Below are 13,250 nucleotides of genomic sequence, written 5' to 3'. Positions count from 1 at the left end.
ATCGACATGGAGCCATGGGGCCGCGTGGCGTTCTGCGCGGTGGGAGGGCAATATGAAACGGAGTACATCGCATGACGATTCAATTGCCGCAAAACATCTCTAGCGGTCGTCCCGACCGGGTTGCGGATTTCCTTCGTCTGGCAGGTCAGCGAGCCCGCCTCGCATTCGATGCCGACTACCAGCCTGATCCTGTCTTCGTGCTTGGTACCGGGCGTTCGGGCACTCACTGGGTCGCCTGGATTCTCGAACCGCATACTGCACTGCATACCCTCATCGAAAAGCCGCCCATCTTCGAGTGGGTCACCGAAATGGCCATCGACCCGACAGCGGAGGACAGGCTTCTGCCTTCCCTGCTGCGGCGTTATAGGCTCGAAGCGGCGAGTGCGAGGCCGAAGCGGCTGCTCGACAAAAGTCATCCGAACATCTGGCTGGCCGAGAAGCTGGCCGAAGCCTTTCCTGCCGGCCTCTTCATCGGTGTACTGCGCGACGTGTTCGGAACGGTGGCAAGCAGCCTGCGTCACGAGGGCGTCCGCTACTGGGCGGAAAAGTGGGACGCATATCCGGTGCCGAACCGCTTTCTCGGCGTCACTGAGGAAAATCGCGAGGACTATGCGCGGATGTCGCTTGCCGGCCGTTGCGCCGTGAGATGGCGTGCACACCTGCACCGGCTCGATGAGTTGGAGGGCGTGCTTGGCGATCGGATGATCCGGATGCGCTACCACGAACTCCAGACCGAAACGACGCGGGAACTCGTGCGGCTGCAGGAGTTTCTCAAGCTGGACGAGCCGATCCCGCAGCCCGAGGTCAAGTCCGAATCGCTCGACCGCTGGAAGAAGGATCTCTCCGAGGAGCAGATTGCCGAGATCCGCGCCGTAGTCGGGGAAGATGCTGACAGAAGCTGACGGCCCACTGCCCCACCTTGAAGGAAACTCCATGGCGTTACTCAGCTTCCGGACCCGAAATCCGCAGCGCGACCGCGACACCGACCTTGGCCGTATGGACAGGTTGGTTCAATTCCTTCGCCAGTTGCGTACGGAAATCGATGCCGAGCGCAGCGGGCTCGAGGCCCGCTACGAAAAGGCGCAAACCTCGGCCGCCTTCGCGCTCGAAGCTTTCGAGAACGGCGGCGGCGAGGAGCTCTCTTCGAAAGCTGACGATCTGGCGGTGGTGATGCAGCGCTACCACGCGCGTGTTGCTGCGCTCGAAAAGCAGATTGCATTCATGGAAAGCGCCGAGATGGACGCGAAGGCATTTCATGATGCGCTTGCGGGCGCCGATCCGGAAAAACGACAGGGAGGCACTGGTTTCACCTCATCAGGAAATGTTGCTCAGCCTGCACATGATTGATCGGCACGTGGCCTCATAGGGGAGTTCTCGCCTCATTGTGATCGAAATATCAGCCACCCTGCGGCCGGACCGAAGACAAGCGCACCGCAATTGAGCGCGTGCGCTGCATCGACGGGAGAATGTGAAAGAATGAACAAGTCACCTATTCACCAAGCTCGCCTGCCGCTTGCGTTTCTCTGCGCTTTCGGGATCGTCGGACCATTGCAGGCGCAGGAAGGTGGGGCCTCTTTCGTCGAGGATTTCGACGGCATGGATCGCACCCGCTGGTATGTGTCGGACGGCTGGGCCAACGGTGAACACCAGAACTGCACTTGGTCGAAGGACCAGGTCAGGGTCTCCGACGGCGCGCTGAGGCTCGACTTTACCAAGCACGAGACCGACGACCGAGCCTACGCCTGCGGCGAGATACAGACCAAAAAGCGCTTCGGCTACGGCACCTATGAAGCCCGTATCAAGGCGGCGGCCGGCTCTGGCACGAACACCGCCTTCTTCACCTATATCGGCCCGGCCCACGAGCAACCGTGGGATGAGATCGACTTCGAGTTCTTGGGCAAGGATCCCTCGAAGGTGCAGCTCAACCAATACATTTCGGGCAAGGGCGGAAATGAGAAGCTCGTGCCCGTTCCTGGCGGCGCAAACGAGGGTTTCAACGATTACGCATTCGTCTGGGAGGAGGGCCGCATCCGCTGGTTCATCAACGGTGAACTCGTGCACGATGTGAGCGATCCCGCCCTCGTCCCCACCCACGCGTCCAAGATCTATCTGAGCCTTTGGGCCAGCGACAATATGGCGTCCTGGCTGGGTACGTTCGAGCCGCCGGAAGGTACGTTGTCTGCATATGTCGAGCGTGTCGCCTTCACGGCAGTGGGCGATGACTGTCAGTTCCCGGAGTCGGTCGCATGTGCGCTGGATTGATGTCTCGGGCGGGTGCCGCCATCGCAATGGCGGGACGGTTTGCTGCAGTGCGATATACGATGTTGCGCTGCACTATTATCTTCGATAACAATTGAGCGGGGGGCGGATCGCGGTGATTTTGCCCATGTTGCACGTCCTTTATCTCGTGCACGACTTGTCGGACCCTGCGACCGCGCGGCGTGTGGCCATGTTGCAGGCGGGTGGTGCCGATGTGGTGCCCGCCGGCTTCCGTCGCAGCCGCGAGCCCGTCGCCGAAGTCGGAGGCGGTAGGCCGATCGATCTCGGTATGACGCATGACGGCAGGTTCGCCCAACGGCTGGCCGCGATTGCCCGCGCAAATCTGGCGCTCGGCACCAAGTTCAAGCACACCCGCAAGCCCGATGTGATTGTCGCACGCAATCTGGAGATGCTGGTTCTCGCCAGACGGCTGTGTGCGCAATTCGGCGGCGACATCCCGATCGTCTATGAGTGTCTCGACATTCACCGGCTGCTGCTCAGGCAGGATGCGGCCGGCCGTGCCATGCGCATGGCCGAGCGCCGGCTCGGTCGTGCCGCCGCGCTCCTCATCACCAGTTCGCCGGCCTTTTTGCGCGAGTATTTCGGGCCGTACGGGCAGGTCGATGCTCCGGTTCTCCTGCTCGAAAACAAGGTTCTGGAGCTCAGCGACGCACGGCTTTCTTCGGTATCGAATGCGCCGCCGGGCAAGCCGTGGAAGATCGGCTGGTTCGGCGCGCTGCGATGCCGGCGCTCTCTCGAACTTCTGTCAGCCTTCACGCGGTGCATGCAGGGGCGGTTCGAGGTCGTCTTGCGCGGCCGCCCAGCCTATTCGGAGTTCGACGACTTCGAAGCGACGGTCGCCGCCGAGCCGTATCTGCGTTTCGAAGGGCCGTACCGCAACCCGGACGATCTCGCTGCGATCTACGGTGCTGTGCACTTCGCCTGGGCCATCGATTTCTTCGAGGACGGGCTGAACTCGAAATGGTTGTTGCCGAACCGGCTCTATGAGGGGTGCCGCCATGGCGCGGTGCCGATCGCCATAGAGGGCACGGAAACCGGCCGGTTTCTTAAACGACACGGAGTTGGCCTCTTGCTTTCAGAACCTTCCGCCGATGCGCTCGCGGCCTTGCTTGGCTCGATGGACGCTACGTCCTTCGCCGAACATTGCGCGCGCGTAACGGCAAAACCTAGTGAAACCTGGGTCTGCGGCCTTGAGGATTGCCGTGCTCTGGTAGCGCGGCTTGAGGGACTTAAGCGGGCGGGGGCCGCGGATGCATTATTGGAGGCGGCAGCATGAATTGTGAAGCACCCGTAATTGCAAGCAAAGCCGAGCCCGTTACGCGGCTGCGTGCCATGGTGGTGATACCGTGTCTCAACGAGGCAGCGCATATCGAGCGCCTGCTTCAGGGGCTGGAGGCAGCGGCGGCCCGGCAGGGAATGCGGATCGTCGTCGCCGATGGCGGCAGCACTGACGGCACCCTCGAAATCCTTGCCCGCATCGCCGAGGCAAATCCACGCGTCATTGTTCTTCATAACGAACGGAAGCGGCAGGGTGCGGCGATCAATCTTGCCGTTCAGCAGCTCGGCGACGACGTCGATTGCCTGATCCGCATCGATGCCCATGCGGACTACCCGGACGATTTCTGTGACCGCCTGGTCGCCGAGGCCGAGACGACGGGCGCGGATTCTGTCGTGGTCGCGATGCTTACCGAGGGGCGCAGCCTGTTCCAGCGGGCGGCGGCCATCGCGCAGAACTCCAGGCTCGGAAATGGTGGATCGAAACACCGCCAGGGCGCGAAGGGGCAGTGGGTGGACCATGGCCACCACGCTCTCATGCGTATCGAACCCTTTCGCGCCGTGGGCGGCTATGACGAGACTTTCGGCTATAACGAGGACGCGGAGTTGGATCACCGTCTGCGCGCGTCCGGGTACCGGATCTGGCTGACCGACAAGACCAGGATGACCTACTATCCGCGCGACACGGTTGCCGGCCTTTTCCGCCAATATCTGAATTATGGGCAGGGCCGCGCCCTCAACATCCTCAAGCACAGCGCAATGCCGAAGCTGCGGCAGCTCCTGCCGGCGATGGTCCTGCCGCTTGCCGCTGGCGCATTACTCGCCCTGTTTCGCTGGTGGGCGGCCGTGCCGCTCTCGCTATGGGTTATCATCTGTCTCGCATACGGCGTGGCGCTGGGCATCGGACAGCGCGATCCTCGCGCGCTGCTTGCCAGCATCGCCGTGATGATCATGCATTTCGCATGGTCTGTCGGCTTCTGGCTGCAGATGCTCAATTCCCGCAAGCGAGGAAAGCGGACGACATGAGCACCGCATCCGCCAAGGCGCCGTCGCCGCTGCTGATAGACATCTGCATCTGCACGTTCCGCAGGCGTGCGCTCGCCGACACGCTGGCCTCCGTCGCGAGGCTCGACGTGCCGGATGGCGCCAGGTTGCGGGTGATCGTGGCGGACAATGACGTGACGCCGAGCGCGCGGGACCGCATCGATGCCATGGCCGAAGGTTTTCCGCACGAACTGCTCTATATCCATGCGCCCGCCCGGAACATCTCTATCGCCCGCAATGCCTGCCTCGATGCGGGCGGGGGGAATTTCCTGGCTTTCATCGATGACGATGAAACCGCCACGCGTCCCTGGCTGAGACATCTTCTGGATAGGGCTCTGGCGACCGGCGCCGACGCGGTGCTCGGCCCGGTCAGGGCGGTCTACGGTCCCGGCGCGCCGGGATGGATGCGGCGGGCGGATAGCCATTCGACATTTCCCGTCTGGGTAAGGGGGGAAATCCGTACGGGCTACACATGCAACGTCCTCTTGAAGGCTGCTTCGCCGTTCGTGGAAGGGCGGCGCTTCGTCCTGGCGTTCGGGCGCTCGGGCGGTGAGGATACCGATTTCTTCACGCGGCTTCACGAGGCTGGCGGCAAGATCGCCTATGCGCCCGAGGCCTGGGTGGAGGAGATCGTGCCGGAAAGCCGTGCGCGCTTTTCATGGTTGGCCAGGCGCCGCTTTCGTACGGGCCAAACGCACGGGCGGCTTCTGGCCGGCAGATCGGCGGTAGGGCAGCGGCTCGCTCATGTCGGGCTTGCGAGCCTGAAGGCCGGATATTGTTTCGCTATCGCTTCCGTCCTTTGCCCGATCGCGGCTCGGCGGAACCCATCCATCCTGCGCGGCACCATGCATGTCGGGGTAGTGGCCGGCCTGCTCGGCCTGCGCGAGATTCGCCAATATGGCAGCGTTTCTCCGACAGCGGAGCATGGCAATGCAGCCTGACGTCAGCATCATCATCGCCGCCTTCAATGCCGAGGCGACGCTTGCCGGTGCTATCCGCAGCGCGCTGGGTCAGCGCGAGATTGCCGTCGAGATCCTCGTTGTCAACGATGCCTCCGATGACCGGACGGCGGAAGTCGCCCGTGCGTTTTCCGACGCATCGGTAAAGCTTATCGACCTTGCCAAGAATCGCGGCCCGGGCGGCGCGCGCAATGTCGGCCTGGAGCGGGCGCAGGGGCGTTGGATTGCGGTGCTGGACTCCGATGACACAATGCAGCCGGACAGGCTTGTCCGTATGGTCGAGCGGGCAAAGCGGGACGGCGCGCAAGTGGCTGTCGACAATCTTTTCGTAGCGGAGCGGGACCAAGCGCGACACGAGATGATGTTTTCCCCGCCGGATCTCGCGAAGCTCGGGCAACTCACACTCGTCGACTTCATCCGCTCGAACCGCATTTTCCAAGCGAAGTACAATTTCGGCTACATGAAACCGGTCTTCCAGCGCGCATTCCTTGAAGCGCACGGTCTTCGCTATGACGAGAACCTGCGCATCGGTGAAGATTATCTCTTCCTGGCAGCGGCCCTTGCCAAGGGTGCGCGCTGCGCGGTCGAGCCGCAGGCCGGCTACGTCTATAACGTGCGCGGTGGATCGATCTCCCGCGTTCTCGAAATGCGGCATGTGGAGGCGATGCTGGCCGCCGATGCCGGCTTCGAGCAGGCGTACGATCTGGATTCGGCAGCACGGCAGGCGCTGCGTGAACGCAGTCGGAGCCTTCGTCAGGCGGCGTCCTTTCTGTCAGTCGTTCATTGCCTGAAGGAAAAGGCGCTGCTGAAGGCGGCCCGGATCGCGGTTCGCGATCCCGCGGCGCTGCGCTATTTGCACATGCCCATCGGCGTCAGGCTGCGCCGCATGGCAGCGCAACTGAGCTGGGGAAATTCGCAAGGGCACGGGGAAGTCCAATCTTGAACGGAGAAAAAGGCCAATGCGGAAGGTAAGGAAAGCAGTGATCCCCGTGGCGGGACTTGGCACGAGGTTCCTGCCGGCGACCAAATCCGTACCAAAGGAGATGCTCACGGTCGTCGACCGGCCCGTCGTGCAATATGCGGTCGATGAGGCACTGGAGGCCGGCATCGAGCACATTGTCTTCGTGACCGGACGCAACAAGACCGCGATCGAAGACTATTTCGACGTCCAGCCCGAACTCAGCGAGACGCTGAAAAGGGCCGGCAAATCGAAGCAACTTGCCGAACTGGATAAGCTGCAGCTTCCCGCCGGCGCGGTAAGCTTCACGCGGCAGCAGTCGCCGGATGGATTGGGGCACGCCATCTGGTGTGCACGCGACCTGATCGGTGAGGAGCCCTTCGCCATCCTTTTACCCGACATGGTCTCCTATGGCGTGCGGGGATGCCTTGCCGGTGCGATGGAGCTCTACGCCGAGACCGGCGGCAATGTGATCTCCGTCGAGGAGTGCGATCCTGCCCTGACCCACAAATACGGCATCGTCGGCAAGGGAAAGCCCGTCGGAACAGGATTCGAGGTCACCGAAATGGTGGAAAAGCCGGACCCGTCGGTGGCGCCTTCGAACAGCTACATCAACGGTCGTTACATTCTTCAGCCGGACATCTTCTCGCTCCTGGGCAACCAGCAGCGGGGTGCGGGCAACGAAATCCAGCTGACGGATGCGATGCATCGCCTGATGGAGGCGCAGAAATTCTATGCAGCACCGTTCAAGGGCCGGATGTTCGATTGCGGATCGAAGGATGGCTTCATTCAAGCGAATGTGGCTTTCGCATTCGCCCGCTCGGACATTCGCGATCTCGTGCTCGAGCCGATCATGGAAATGGTGTCGGCGCAGGAACTCCGCAGCGACGCGGCGTGAACATCGCGAACTGACGGGCGGCGAATTGCCGAAGTAGTGCGGGTGATTGATGCATCAAAGAAATCAGCAACTGAACAGCAGTCTCTTCCAGCACGATGAGCAGAAAGAGAATTTCATCGATCTGGAGATGCTGTTTGCCGCCCTGCGGCGGCGCGCCTGGCTGATCGCGCTCATCACCGCGCTGGGCCTGGCGCTCGGAGTTGCTTATCTGCTCGTTACGCCGCCCGTCTATACCGCGGTCACCCGCATCCTGATCGATGAGGAACTGGCGAAATTCACGCAAGAGGAACCGCCCGTAGCCAACAGCATGCGGACCGATTCCATGATCCTGAGTGAAGTGGAAATTCTCAGGTCCGCACGGCTCGCCCGCACCGTCGTCCTCGCCGAGGGCCTGCATGAGAATGAGGTGTTCCTCAATCCGCCACAGGCTCCCGTGGCGTGGCTGAAGTCCAGCGTCAAGGCGGCGTTGAGAGTATTTACGCCGTCAAAGCCCGCACAGACCGGGGCGTCGGCAGAGGAGGCGGCCATCGGCAAGGCAACTGCCCTCCTTCAGCGATATATGTCGGCCGAGCGGGTCGGGCGCAGTTTCGCTCTCGAAGTGTCTTTAACCGCCTACGACCCGAAACTGGCCGGATCGATCGCGCGTGCGTATGCCAACGCCTATCTTTCCGATCAGCTCGAAGCCAATTTCGATGCCACTCAGCGTGCCATGGTGTGGCTGCAGAGCCGGCTCGATGAATTGCAGCAAAGCTCGCAGGCCGCCGCGCTTGAAGTCGAGACGTTCCGGGCCGAAAACGGGCTGACGGCAGCCAGCGGCGAACTGCTCTCCGAACAGCAACTGTCGGACCTGAACAACCAACTGATCCTGGCGCGGGCCGAGACGGCAAATGCGCGCGCACGCTACGAGCAATACAAGTCCATCATCGAAAGCGGGCCCGAAAATGCCGTGCGCAATGCCACCATCCCCCCGGACCAGCCCAACAGCACCCTCATCAACGAGTTGAAATCCCGCTATCTGACAATTAGCAGCCGCGCGGCGGACATCGAAGCTCGCTTCGGCGAGGAGCATCCGCAGCTCATCAACCTGCACCGCGAACAAGCCGAGCTCGAGCGGCAGATATTCAGCGAACTCCAACAGCTCACCGAGTCCTATCGCAACGAATATAACGTGGCTCTTGCCCGCGAGGAATCGTTAGGCGGCAATGTCGGAACCATGGCCGATGAAAGCTCGCAGACGGGCAGGGCTATGGTCAGGTTGCGTGAACTCGAGCAGAGATCGACCACCCTCTCCAATCTCTATCAGACCTACCTGGCGCGCTACGAGGAAGCCTCGCAGCAGCGTTCGCTGCCGATCGCCAAGGCGCGGGTGATCTCGGAAGCCGAAAACCCGGTTGGGCCTTCGAGCCCCAGCAAGACTATGGTACTCGCTCTGTCGCTCGTCCTGGGACTTTTCGCCGGCGGCGGCGTGGCGGTGCTGCAGGAGTTTCGGGAGCGCTTCTTCCGTACCGGCGAAGACGTCAAGGACGCGCTGGGCCTCAAGTTCCTTGGATATCTGCCGCTTCTCCAAGGGGCGGCACGGAGAGGAAAAAACTCCGGGAGCAAGCCGGAGGGCGAGAAGGCGATCACGATTTCGCCGGCCATTCTGCGTGTCACCAAGGACGCACCAGGGTCATCCTTCGCCGAAACCATGCGCAACGCGCGGCTTTCCGCCGATCTTGTGTTGCAGGGCACAAGCAGTAAGGTGATCGGCTTTGTTTCGGTTCTTCCCGACGAGGGCAAGACGACGGCCGCGGCGAATTTCGCCTGCCTCGCGGCCGCCAGCGGGGCGAAGACATTGCTGATCGATGGAGACCTGCGCCACCGGGGCCTCAGCCGAAGCCTTTCGGGTACACCCGGCGGGGGGCTTGCCGAAGCCGTGATGGGCGAAAAGCACTGGCCAAGCTACGTACGTATAGACCGCAGCATGCACCTCGCCATCCTACCCGCCAACGGCAAGCACTTCGCGCATACCAGCGAGTTGCTTTCGGGCCCCAGCATGCAGCGGCTCATCGAGGAGGCGCGTCGCATGTTCACCTACATAGTGATCGACCTGCCGCCGCTGGGGCCGGTGATTGACGCCAAGGCATTCGAGCCGATGGCCGACGGCTTCATCGTCGTGGCCGAATGGGGTGCCACGCCGCGTGCCCTGCTGCGCTCCACGCTCCAGTCGGATCGCCGGATCGCTTCGAAGACGATCGGCGTCATCCTCAACAAGGCCGATATGAAGAAACTCTCACGCTATGCCGCGCCGGGCGGGGCGGAAGGCTACATGGGCCGCTACGGCGCCTACTACGGGGACCGTTTTGAATGAGGAGGTCGCATCCTGGATGCGCGGCTTTGCAGGAAGCGTCCCTTGCCCCGCCAGATGCGCAAGGCCGTAAGCGGCCCTCCGAGACAGGCGCCGGTATCGATATTGCACCGCTTGCCTTCGAGGCGTGGCTCCGAGACCGGGGTGTGCCCATGCACCACAATTCGCTCGAGCAGATGCGCGCGTTCGTAGAAAGGCGAGCGAATGGAGACAAGTTGGTCATCCGATTGACGGTCGAGCGGAACATCGGGACGAAAGCCTGCATGCACGAAAACAAGCCTCGGCGTCTCGACCAATACCGGCAGGGACCGGAGGAAGGCGATATGCGAGCGCGGTATTGCCTTGCGGATGACCGTATCGATCTCGCTTGGCTGGCGGTAGACGTGCGACAGACGGTCATGATCGATGCCGTAAGACAGGAGCGTGGTCCCGGCTCCGAGTTCCAACCACTGCGAAAGCGCGCAGCGCCCTTCGAGGTAGGCGAGCATGAGCAGTTCATGGTTGCCCGTAAGACAGATGCGCTCGAATCCGGCCGGCGGTCGCCCTTCCAGATGGTCGAGTACTTGCGAGGAGGCGGGACCCCGGTCGACATAGTCGCCCAGCATGACGATCAGCTTTTTGCCCGGCAGCGTTTGCGCGTCCATGGCGATCTTTTGCTCCAGATCCAAAAGCTGCTCCAGGCAGCCGTGCACGTCGCCGACGGCATAAATCGCGGTATCCGGCTCGTTCAGCCGCAGCCTCGGACGCCGCTTCGGCGCCGTACGGCTGCTCAGCTTCAAAAGGCCGGTAAGTTTATCCATCGGCATCCTCATGGGCCTGTTGTGGCATACGCCTTTTCGCGGAACCCGGTTTCTTCTTATCCCAAGCGCGCTGGATGGGCGACTGTCGGAGGCTTCATGCATCTGCGCCTGAGTGACGCTGCATCGAACGGAAAAGGCGAAATTCCGCGCTGCCCGCACAAGGTGGGCGCCTTGTCGTCGCCTTCCGGGGTCTCCTCATGGGTGTGACGACGGCGCCGAGAACGCCCAGGCGCGTGCTGTCGGGCGCGGCATTTCACAGGAGACGTGGATGAAGCTCACCTACTTCCAATGCAAGATTCCCAATTTCGGCGACGATCTCAACGCTTATATCTGGCCACGGCTCCTGGAGGAGGGGTTCTTCGATGACGACGAGCGCGAGCTTTTCGTCGGCATTGGTTCGATCATCTACGACAGCTATCCGCGAGAGGCTTACAAGATCGTCGCCGGCTCCGGCTACGGCGGCTATACCGACCCGCCCGACGTGCATGACGGCTTTTGGGAGTTCGTCTTTGTGCGCGGACCGCGCTCGGCGGATATCCTGAAGATACCGCGCGATCGGGTCATCACCGATGGCGCCGTGCTTTTGCGGGCGGTAGAGCTTCCGCCGCCGGCGCCGGAAACGTCTGTTATTTTCATTCCGCATTTCCAGAGTCTCGACCGGGGCAATTGGAAGGAGACATGTGCGCTAGCCGGAATCCGCTTCGTCGATCCTTCGAGCGATGTGGAGACTGTGCTCAGCGAGATACAGGGCGCGCGTCTGGTGATCACCGAATCCATGCATGGCGCAATTGTGGCTGACGCCCTGCGAACTCCGTGGGTGGCCGTCACACCCATCGCGAAGGTGCATCGCTTCAAGTGGACCGACTGGGCCGAGTCACTGGACGTCCCGCTCAGGGCGCACAAGCTCTTTCCCTCCACGATGCGCGAGGCCTGGTCGGCACTCTCGGGTGGCCAGGGAACCGGCCATAGGAGCCGCAGCTTAGACCGCTCACCAGTGGCGCGCCCCTTCAATCTGGCGCTGAAGCAAGCCGCCGCTCGCGGTCTCCAGCGGCTTGCGGAACAGGAACCGCAATTGAGCGCCGATACGACCATCGCACGCGCCACCGAACGCGCGGTCGCCGCTGTGGAAGCGATCAGGCTACGGCATCTCAAAGTGCGAAAAGCTGCACAGACGATGTCACGATGAAGGTTGATCCCTATCAAGGTCACGATCGTCATTCCGCCGCCGCACGAGCTGCGCATCGTCTCGCAACCGGACGGCGGCCCCAGCGTGGCGCGCCGCTCAAAGGGAGGTGTAGCCTCCCTCGATCATGATCAGCGCACCATTGATCAGGTCGGAAGCGGGGGAGGACAGATAGAGGGCACAGTCGGCGACTTCGACCGGCTCGCCGAACCTTCCGGCCGGCGTCTTGGCGAGCATGGGACCGCTCTTTTCCGGCGGGCTCCACACGCGCCGTCCCATGGGCGTCATGACCACGGTCGGGCATATGGCGTTGATCTGGATGTTGTGGCGCGCCCATTCGGCGGTCATGGACTTTGTCAGCGCGTTGAGTGCCGCCTTCGAGCTGGCGTAGGCGGCATGGTCCTCCAGCGCCACGACGCCGGTCTGCGAGGAGATGTTGACGATCTTACCCCGGCGCTGGGCAATCATGGCAGGCGCGACAGTGCGTGCGATGAGGAAAGGCGCGCGCAGGTTCACATTCATCGTCGTGTTCCAATCCTCGACCGATAGATCGAAGATCGGAGCCACATGCGCGACGCCGGCACAGTTGACCAGAATGTCGATCGTGCCGAAGTGAGCCAGCGCCTCTTGCGCCGCCAAAACGGGTCCCTCGACGTCTGCAAGATCGGCTTCGATGCAGATGAGGTCGCGGCCTGCGGAGGCGGCCTCTTCCTTAAGCGCAGCCAGTCCGGAAGGGTCGCGCCCGACCGCTGCGATGTCGGCGCCGGCATCGAGAAAGACCCGCGCGATCTCCGCGCCGATACCCTTGCTCGCGCCCGTCACAAGAGCGTGCTTGCCGGTGATGGAAAAACGTTTGCGCCACTCGTTCATCTGCGCAGGAACCTCCTCCGGCGCGAAGCCAGGATAGGCTGGCGGTGTATCATTCAAGGTTCGTGTGCCGTGCCCGCATCGTTTCGGCACTTTCGCCCAGCCGCTCCTTGAGCGCCAGGACCAGAAGCTCGAAGGCGACATACTCGACACCCTCGAAGAGGCTGCCCATGGGCAAGGTCGAGGTCGCCTCGTGGCCCGTGTCGTCGGCCATCGTCTGCGCCGGCAGGACCAGAACCGCATCGCAGGCGCGGGCGCTGCCCCCGTCAGCCTGCGCGGTGATGCATAGGGTCTTTGCGCCGGCCGCTCGCGCAGTTGCCACGAGCGCTGAGACCGTCGAGAAATAGCCGGGCCCGGCGCTGACGATCAGGAGATCGCCTTCGCCCAGCGGTGGTGTGGTCATGTCTCCCACCACGTGCGCGTCCAGGCCCAAATGGAAAAGCCGCATGGCGAAGCCCTTCATCATCAGCCCCTCGCGCCCGACGCCGTAGAGTGCGATGCGCCGCGCATCGGCGCACATGGCGACGGCTCGTGCCGCCGCGTCTTCGTCGATTTGCGCCAGCGACCGCGCGATTTCACTTGTGGCTTTCGCCCCTACCTCGGCGATATCGATCAAAACGCACCTCCCTTAATCGCGGA

The 13,250-nt window shown here is 62.5% G+C and carries 13 protein-coding genes; 10 read left to right on the top strand and 3 right to left on the bottom strand.

Annotated elements, in window-relative coordinates:
• Nucleotides 1–71 precede the first annotated feature (71 nt).
• The 9 genes from GPJ75_RS10240 to GPJ75_RS10200 all read left to right on the top strand — a co-directional run bounded on the left by GPJ75_RS10240 (nt 72) and on the right by GPJ75_RS10200 (nt 9,764).
• Nucleotides 72–902 (top strand): sulfotransferase family protein, encoded by an 831-nt coding sequence (locus tag GPJ75_RS10240; protein ID WP_163267684.1) that lies wholly within the window; start codon nt 72–74, stop codon nt 900–902.
• A 31-nt stretch (nt 903–933) separates the two neighbouring features.
• Nucleotides 934–1,347: a hypothetical protein gene (locus GPJ75_RS10235; RefSeq protein ID WP_163267682.1), complete on the top strand. Its 414-nt coding sequence runs from the start codon at nt 934–936 to the stop codon at nt 1,345–1,347.
• Between the two features lie 129 nt (nt 1,348–1,476).
• Complete coding sequence (gene exoK / locus GPJ75_RS10230; protein ID WP_163267680.1) at nt 1,477–2,262, top strand: endo-1,3-1,4-beta-glycanase ExoK; 786 nt, start codon at nt 1,477–1,479, stop codon at nt 2,260–2,262.
• A gap of 124 nt (nt 2,263–2,386) precedes the next feature.
• Nucleotides 2,387–3,556 (top strand): glycosyltransferase, encoded by a 1,170-nt coding sequence (locus GPJ75_RS10225; protein ID WP_163267678.1) that lies wholly within the window; start codon nt 2,387–2,389, stop codon nt 3,554–3,556.
• Nucleotides 3,553–4,581 carry a glycosyltransferase family 2 protein gene (locus GPJ75_RS10220; RefSeq protein ID WP_163267676.1) on the top strand — a complete coding sequence of 343 codons (1,029 nt, stop codon included), beginning with the start codon at nt 3,553–3,555 and terminating at the stop codon, nt 4,579–4,581. The genes GPJ75_RS10225 and GPJ75_RS10220 overlap by 4 nt, the downstream gene beginning before the upstream one ends.
• Nucleotides 4,578–5,540 carry a glycosyltransferase family 2 protein gene (locus tag GPJ75_RS10215; protein ID WP_163267674.1) on the top strand — a complete coding sequence of 321 codons (963 nt, stop codon included), beginning with the start codon at nt 4,578–4,580 and terminating at the stop codon, nt 5,538–5,540. The genes GPJ75_RS10220 and GPJ75_RS10215 overlap by 4 nt, the downstream gene beginning before the upstream one ends.
• A complete protein-coding gene (locus GPJ75_RS10210; RefSeq protein ID WP_163267672.1) occupies nt 5,530–6,501 on the top strand; it encodes a glycosyltransferase family 2 protein in 972 nt (323 codons plus the stop codon). The genes GPJ75_RS10215 and GPJ75_RS10210 overlap by 11 nt, the downstream gene beginning before the upstream one ends.
• 16 nt (nt 6,502–6,517) lie before the next feature.
• Nucleotides 6,518–7,414 (top strand): UTP--glucose-1-phosphate uridylyltransferase, encoded by an 897-nt coding sequence (locus tag GPJ75_RS10205; RefSeq protein WP_163267670.1) that lies wholly within the window; start codon nt 6,518–6,520, stop codon nt 7,412–7,414.
• 49 nt (nt 7,415–7,463) lie between these two features.
• A complete protein-coding gene (locus GPJ75_RS10200; RefSeq protein ID WP_163267668.1) occupies nt 7,464–9,764 on the top strand; it encodes a Wzz/FepE/Etk N-terminal domain-containing protein in 2,301 nt (766 codons plus the stop codon).
• Here the strand turns inward: GPJ75_RS10200 and GPJ75_RS10195 are convergent.
• Entirely contained in the window at nt 9,743–10,561 is an 819-nt protein-coding gene (locus tag GPJ75_RS10195; protein ID WP_163267666.1) for a metallophosphoesterase, read from the bottom strand. The two genes, GPJ75_RS10200 and GPJ75_RS10195, sit on opposite strands and share 22 nt — an antisense overlap.
• Before the next feature lie 268 nt (nt 10,562–10,829).
• On the opposite strand from GPJ75_RS10195, the gene GPJ75_RS10190 reads away from it, so the two are divergent.
• A complete protein-coding gene (locus GPJ75_RS10190; RefSeq protein ID WP_163267664.1) occupies nt 10,830–11,747 on the top strand; it encodes a polysaccharide pyruvyl transferase family protein in 918 nt (305 codons plus the stop codon).
• A 96-nt stretch (nt 11,748–11,843) separates the two neighbouring features.
• On the opposite strand, the gene GPJ75_RS10185 is transcribed toward GPJ75_RS10190, so the two are convergent.
• A complete protein-coding gene (locus GPJ75_RS10185; protein ID WP_163267662.1) occupies nt 11,844–12,614 on the bottom strand; it encodes an SDR family NAD(P)-dependent oxidoreductase in 771 nt (256 codons plus the stop codon).
• Nucleotides 12,615–12,663: 49 nt separating this feature from the next.
• Nucleotides 12,664–13,218 carry an SIS domain-containing protein gene (locus tag GPJ75_RS10180; protein ID WP_425483139.1) on the bottom strand — a complete coding sequence of 185 codons (555 nt, stop codon included), beginning with the start codon at nt 13,216–13,218 and terminating at the stop codon, nt 12,664–12,666.
• Nucleotides 13,219–13,250: the final 32 nt, after the last annotated feature.

Origin of the sequence: Chelativorans alearensis (assembly GCF_010993735.1) — a bacterium.
Lineage (GTDB): Bacteria > Pseudomonadota > Alphaproteobacteria > Rhizobiales > Rhizobiaceae > Chelativorans > Chelativorans alearense.
This window is presented reverse-complemented; position numbering and strand designations above follow the sequence as displayed.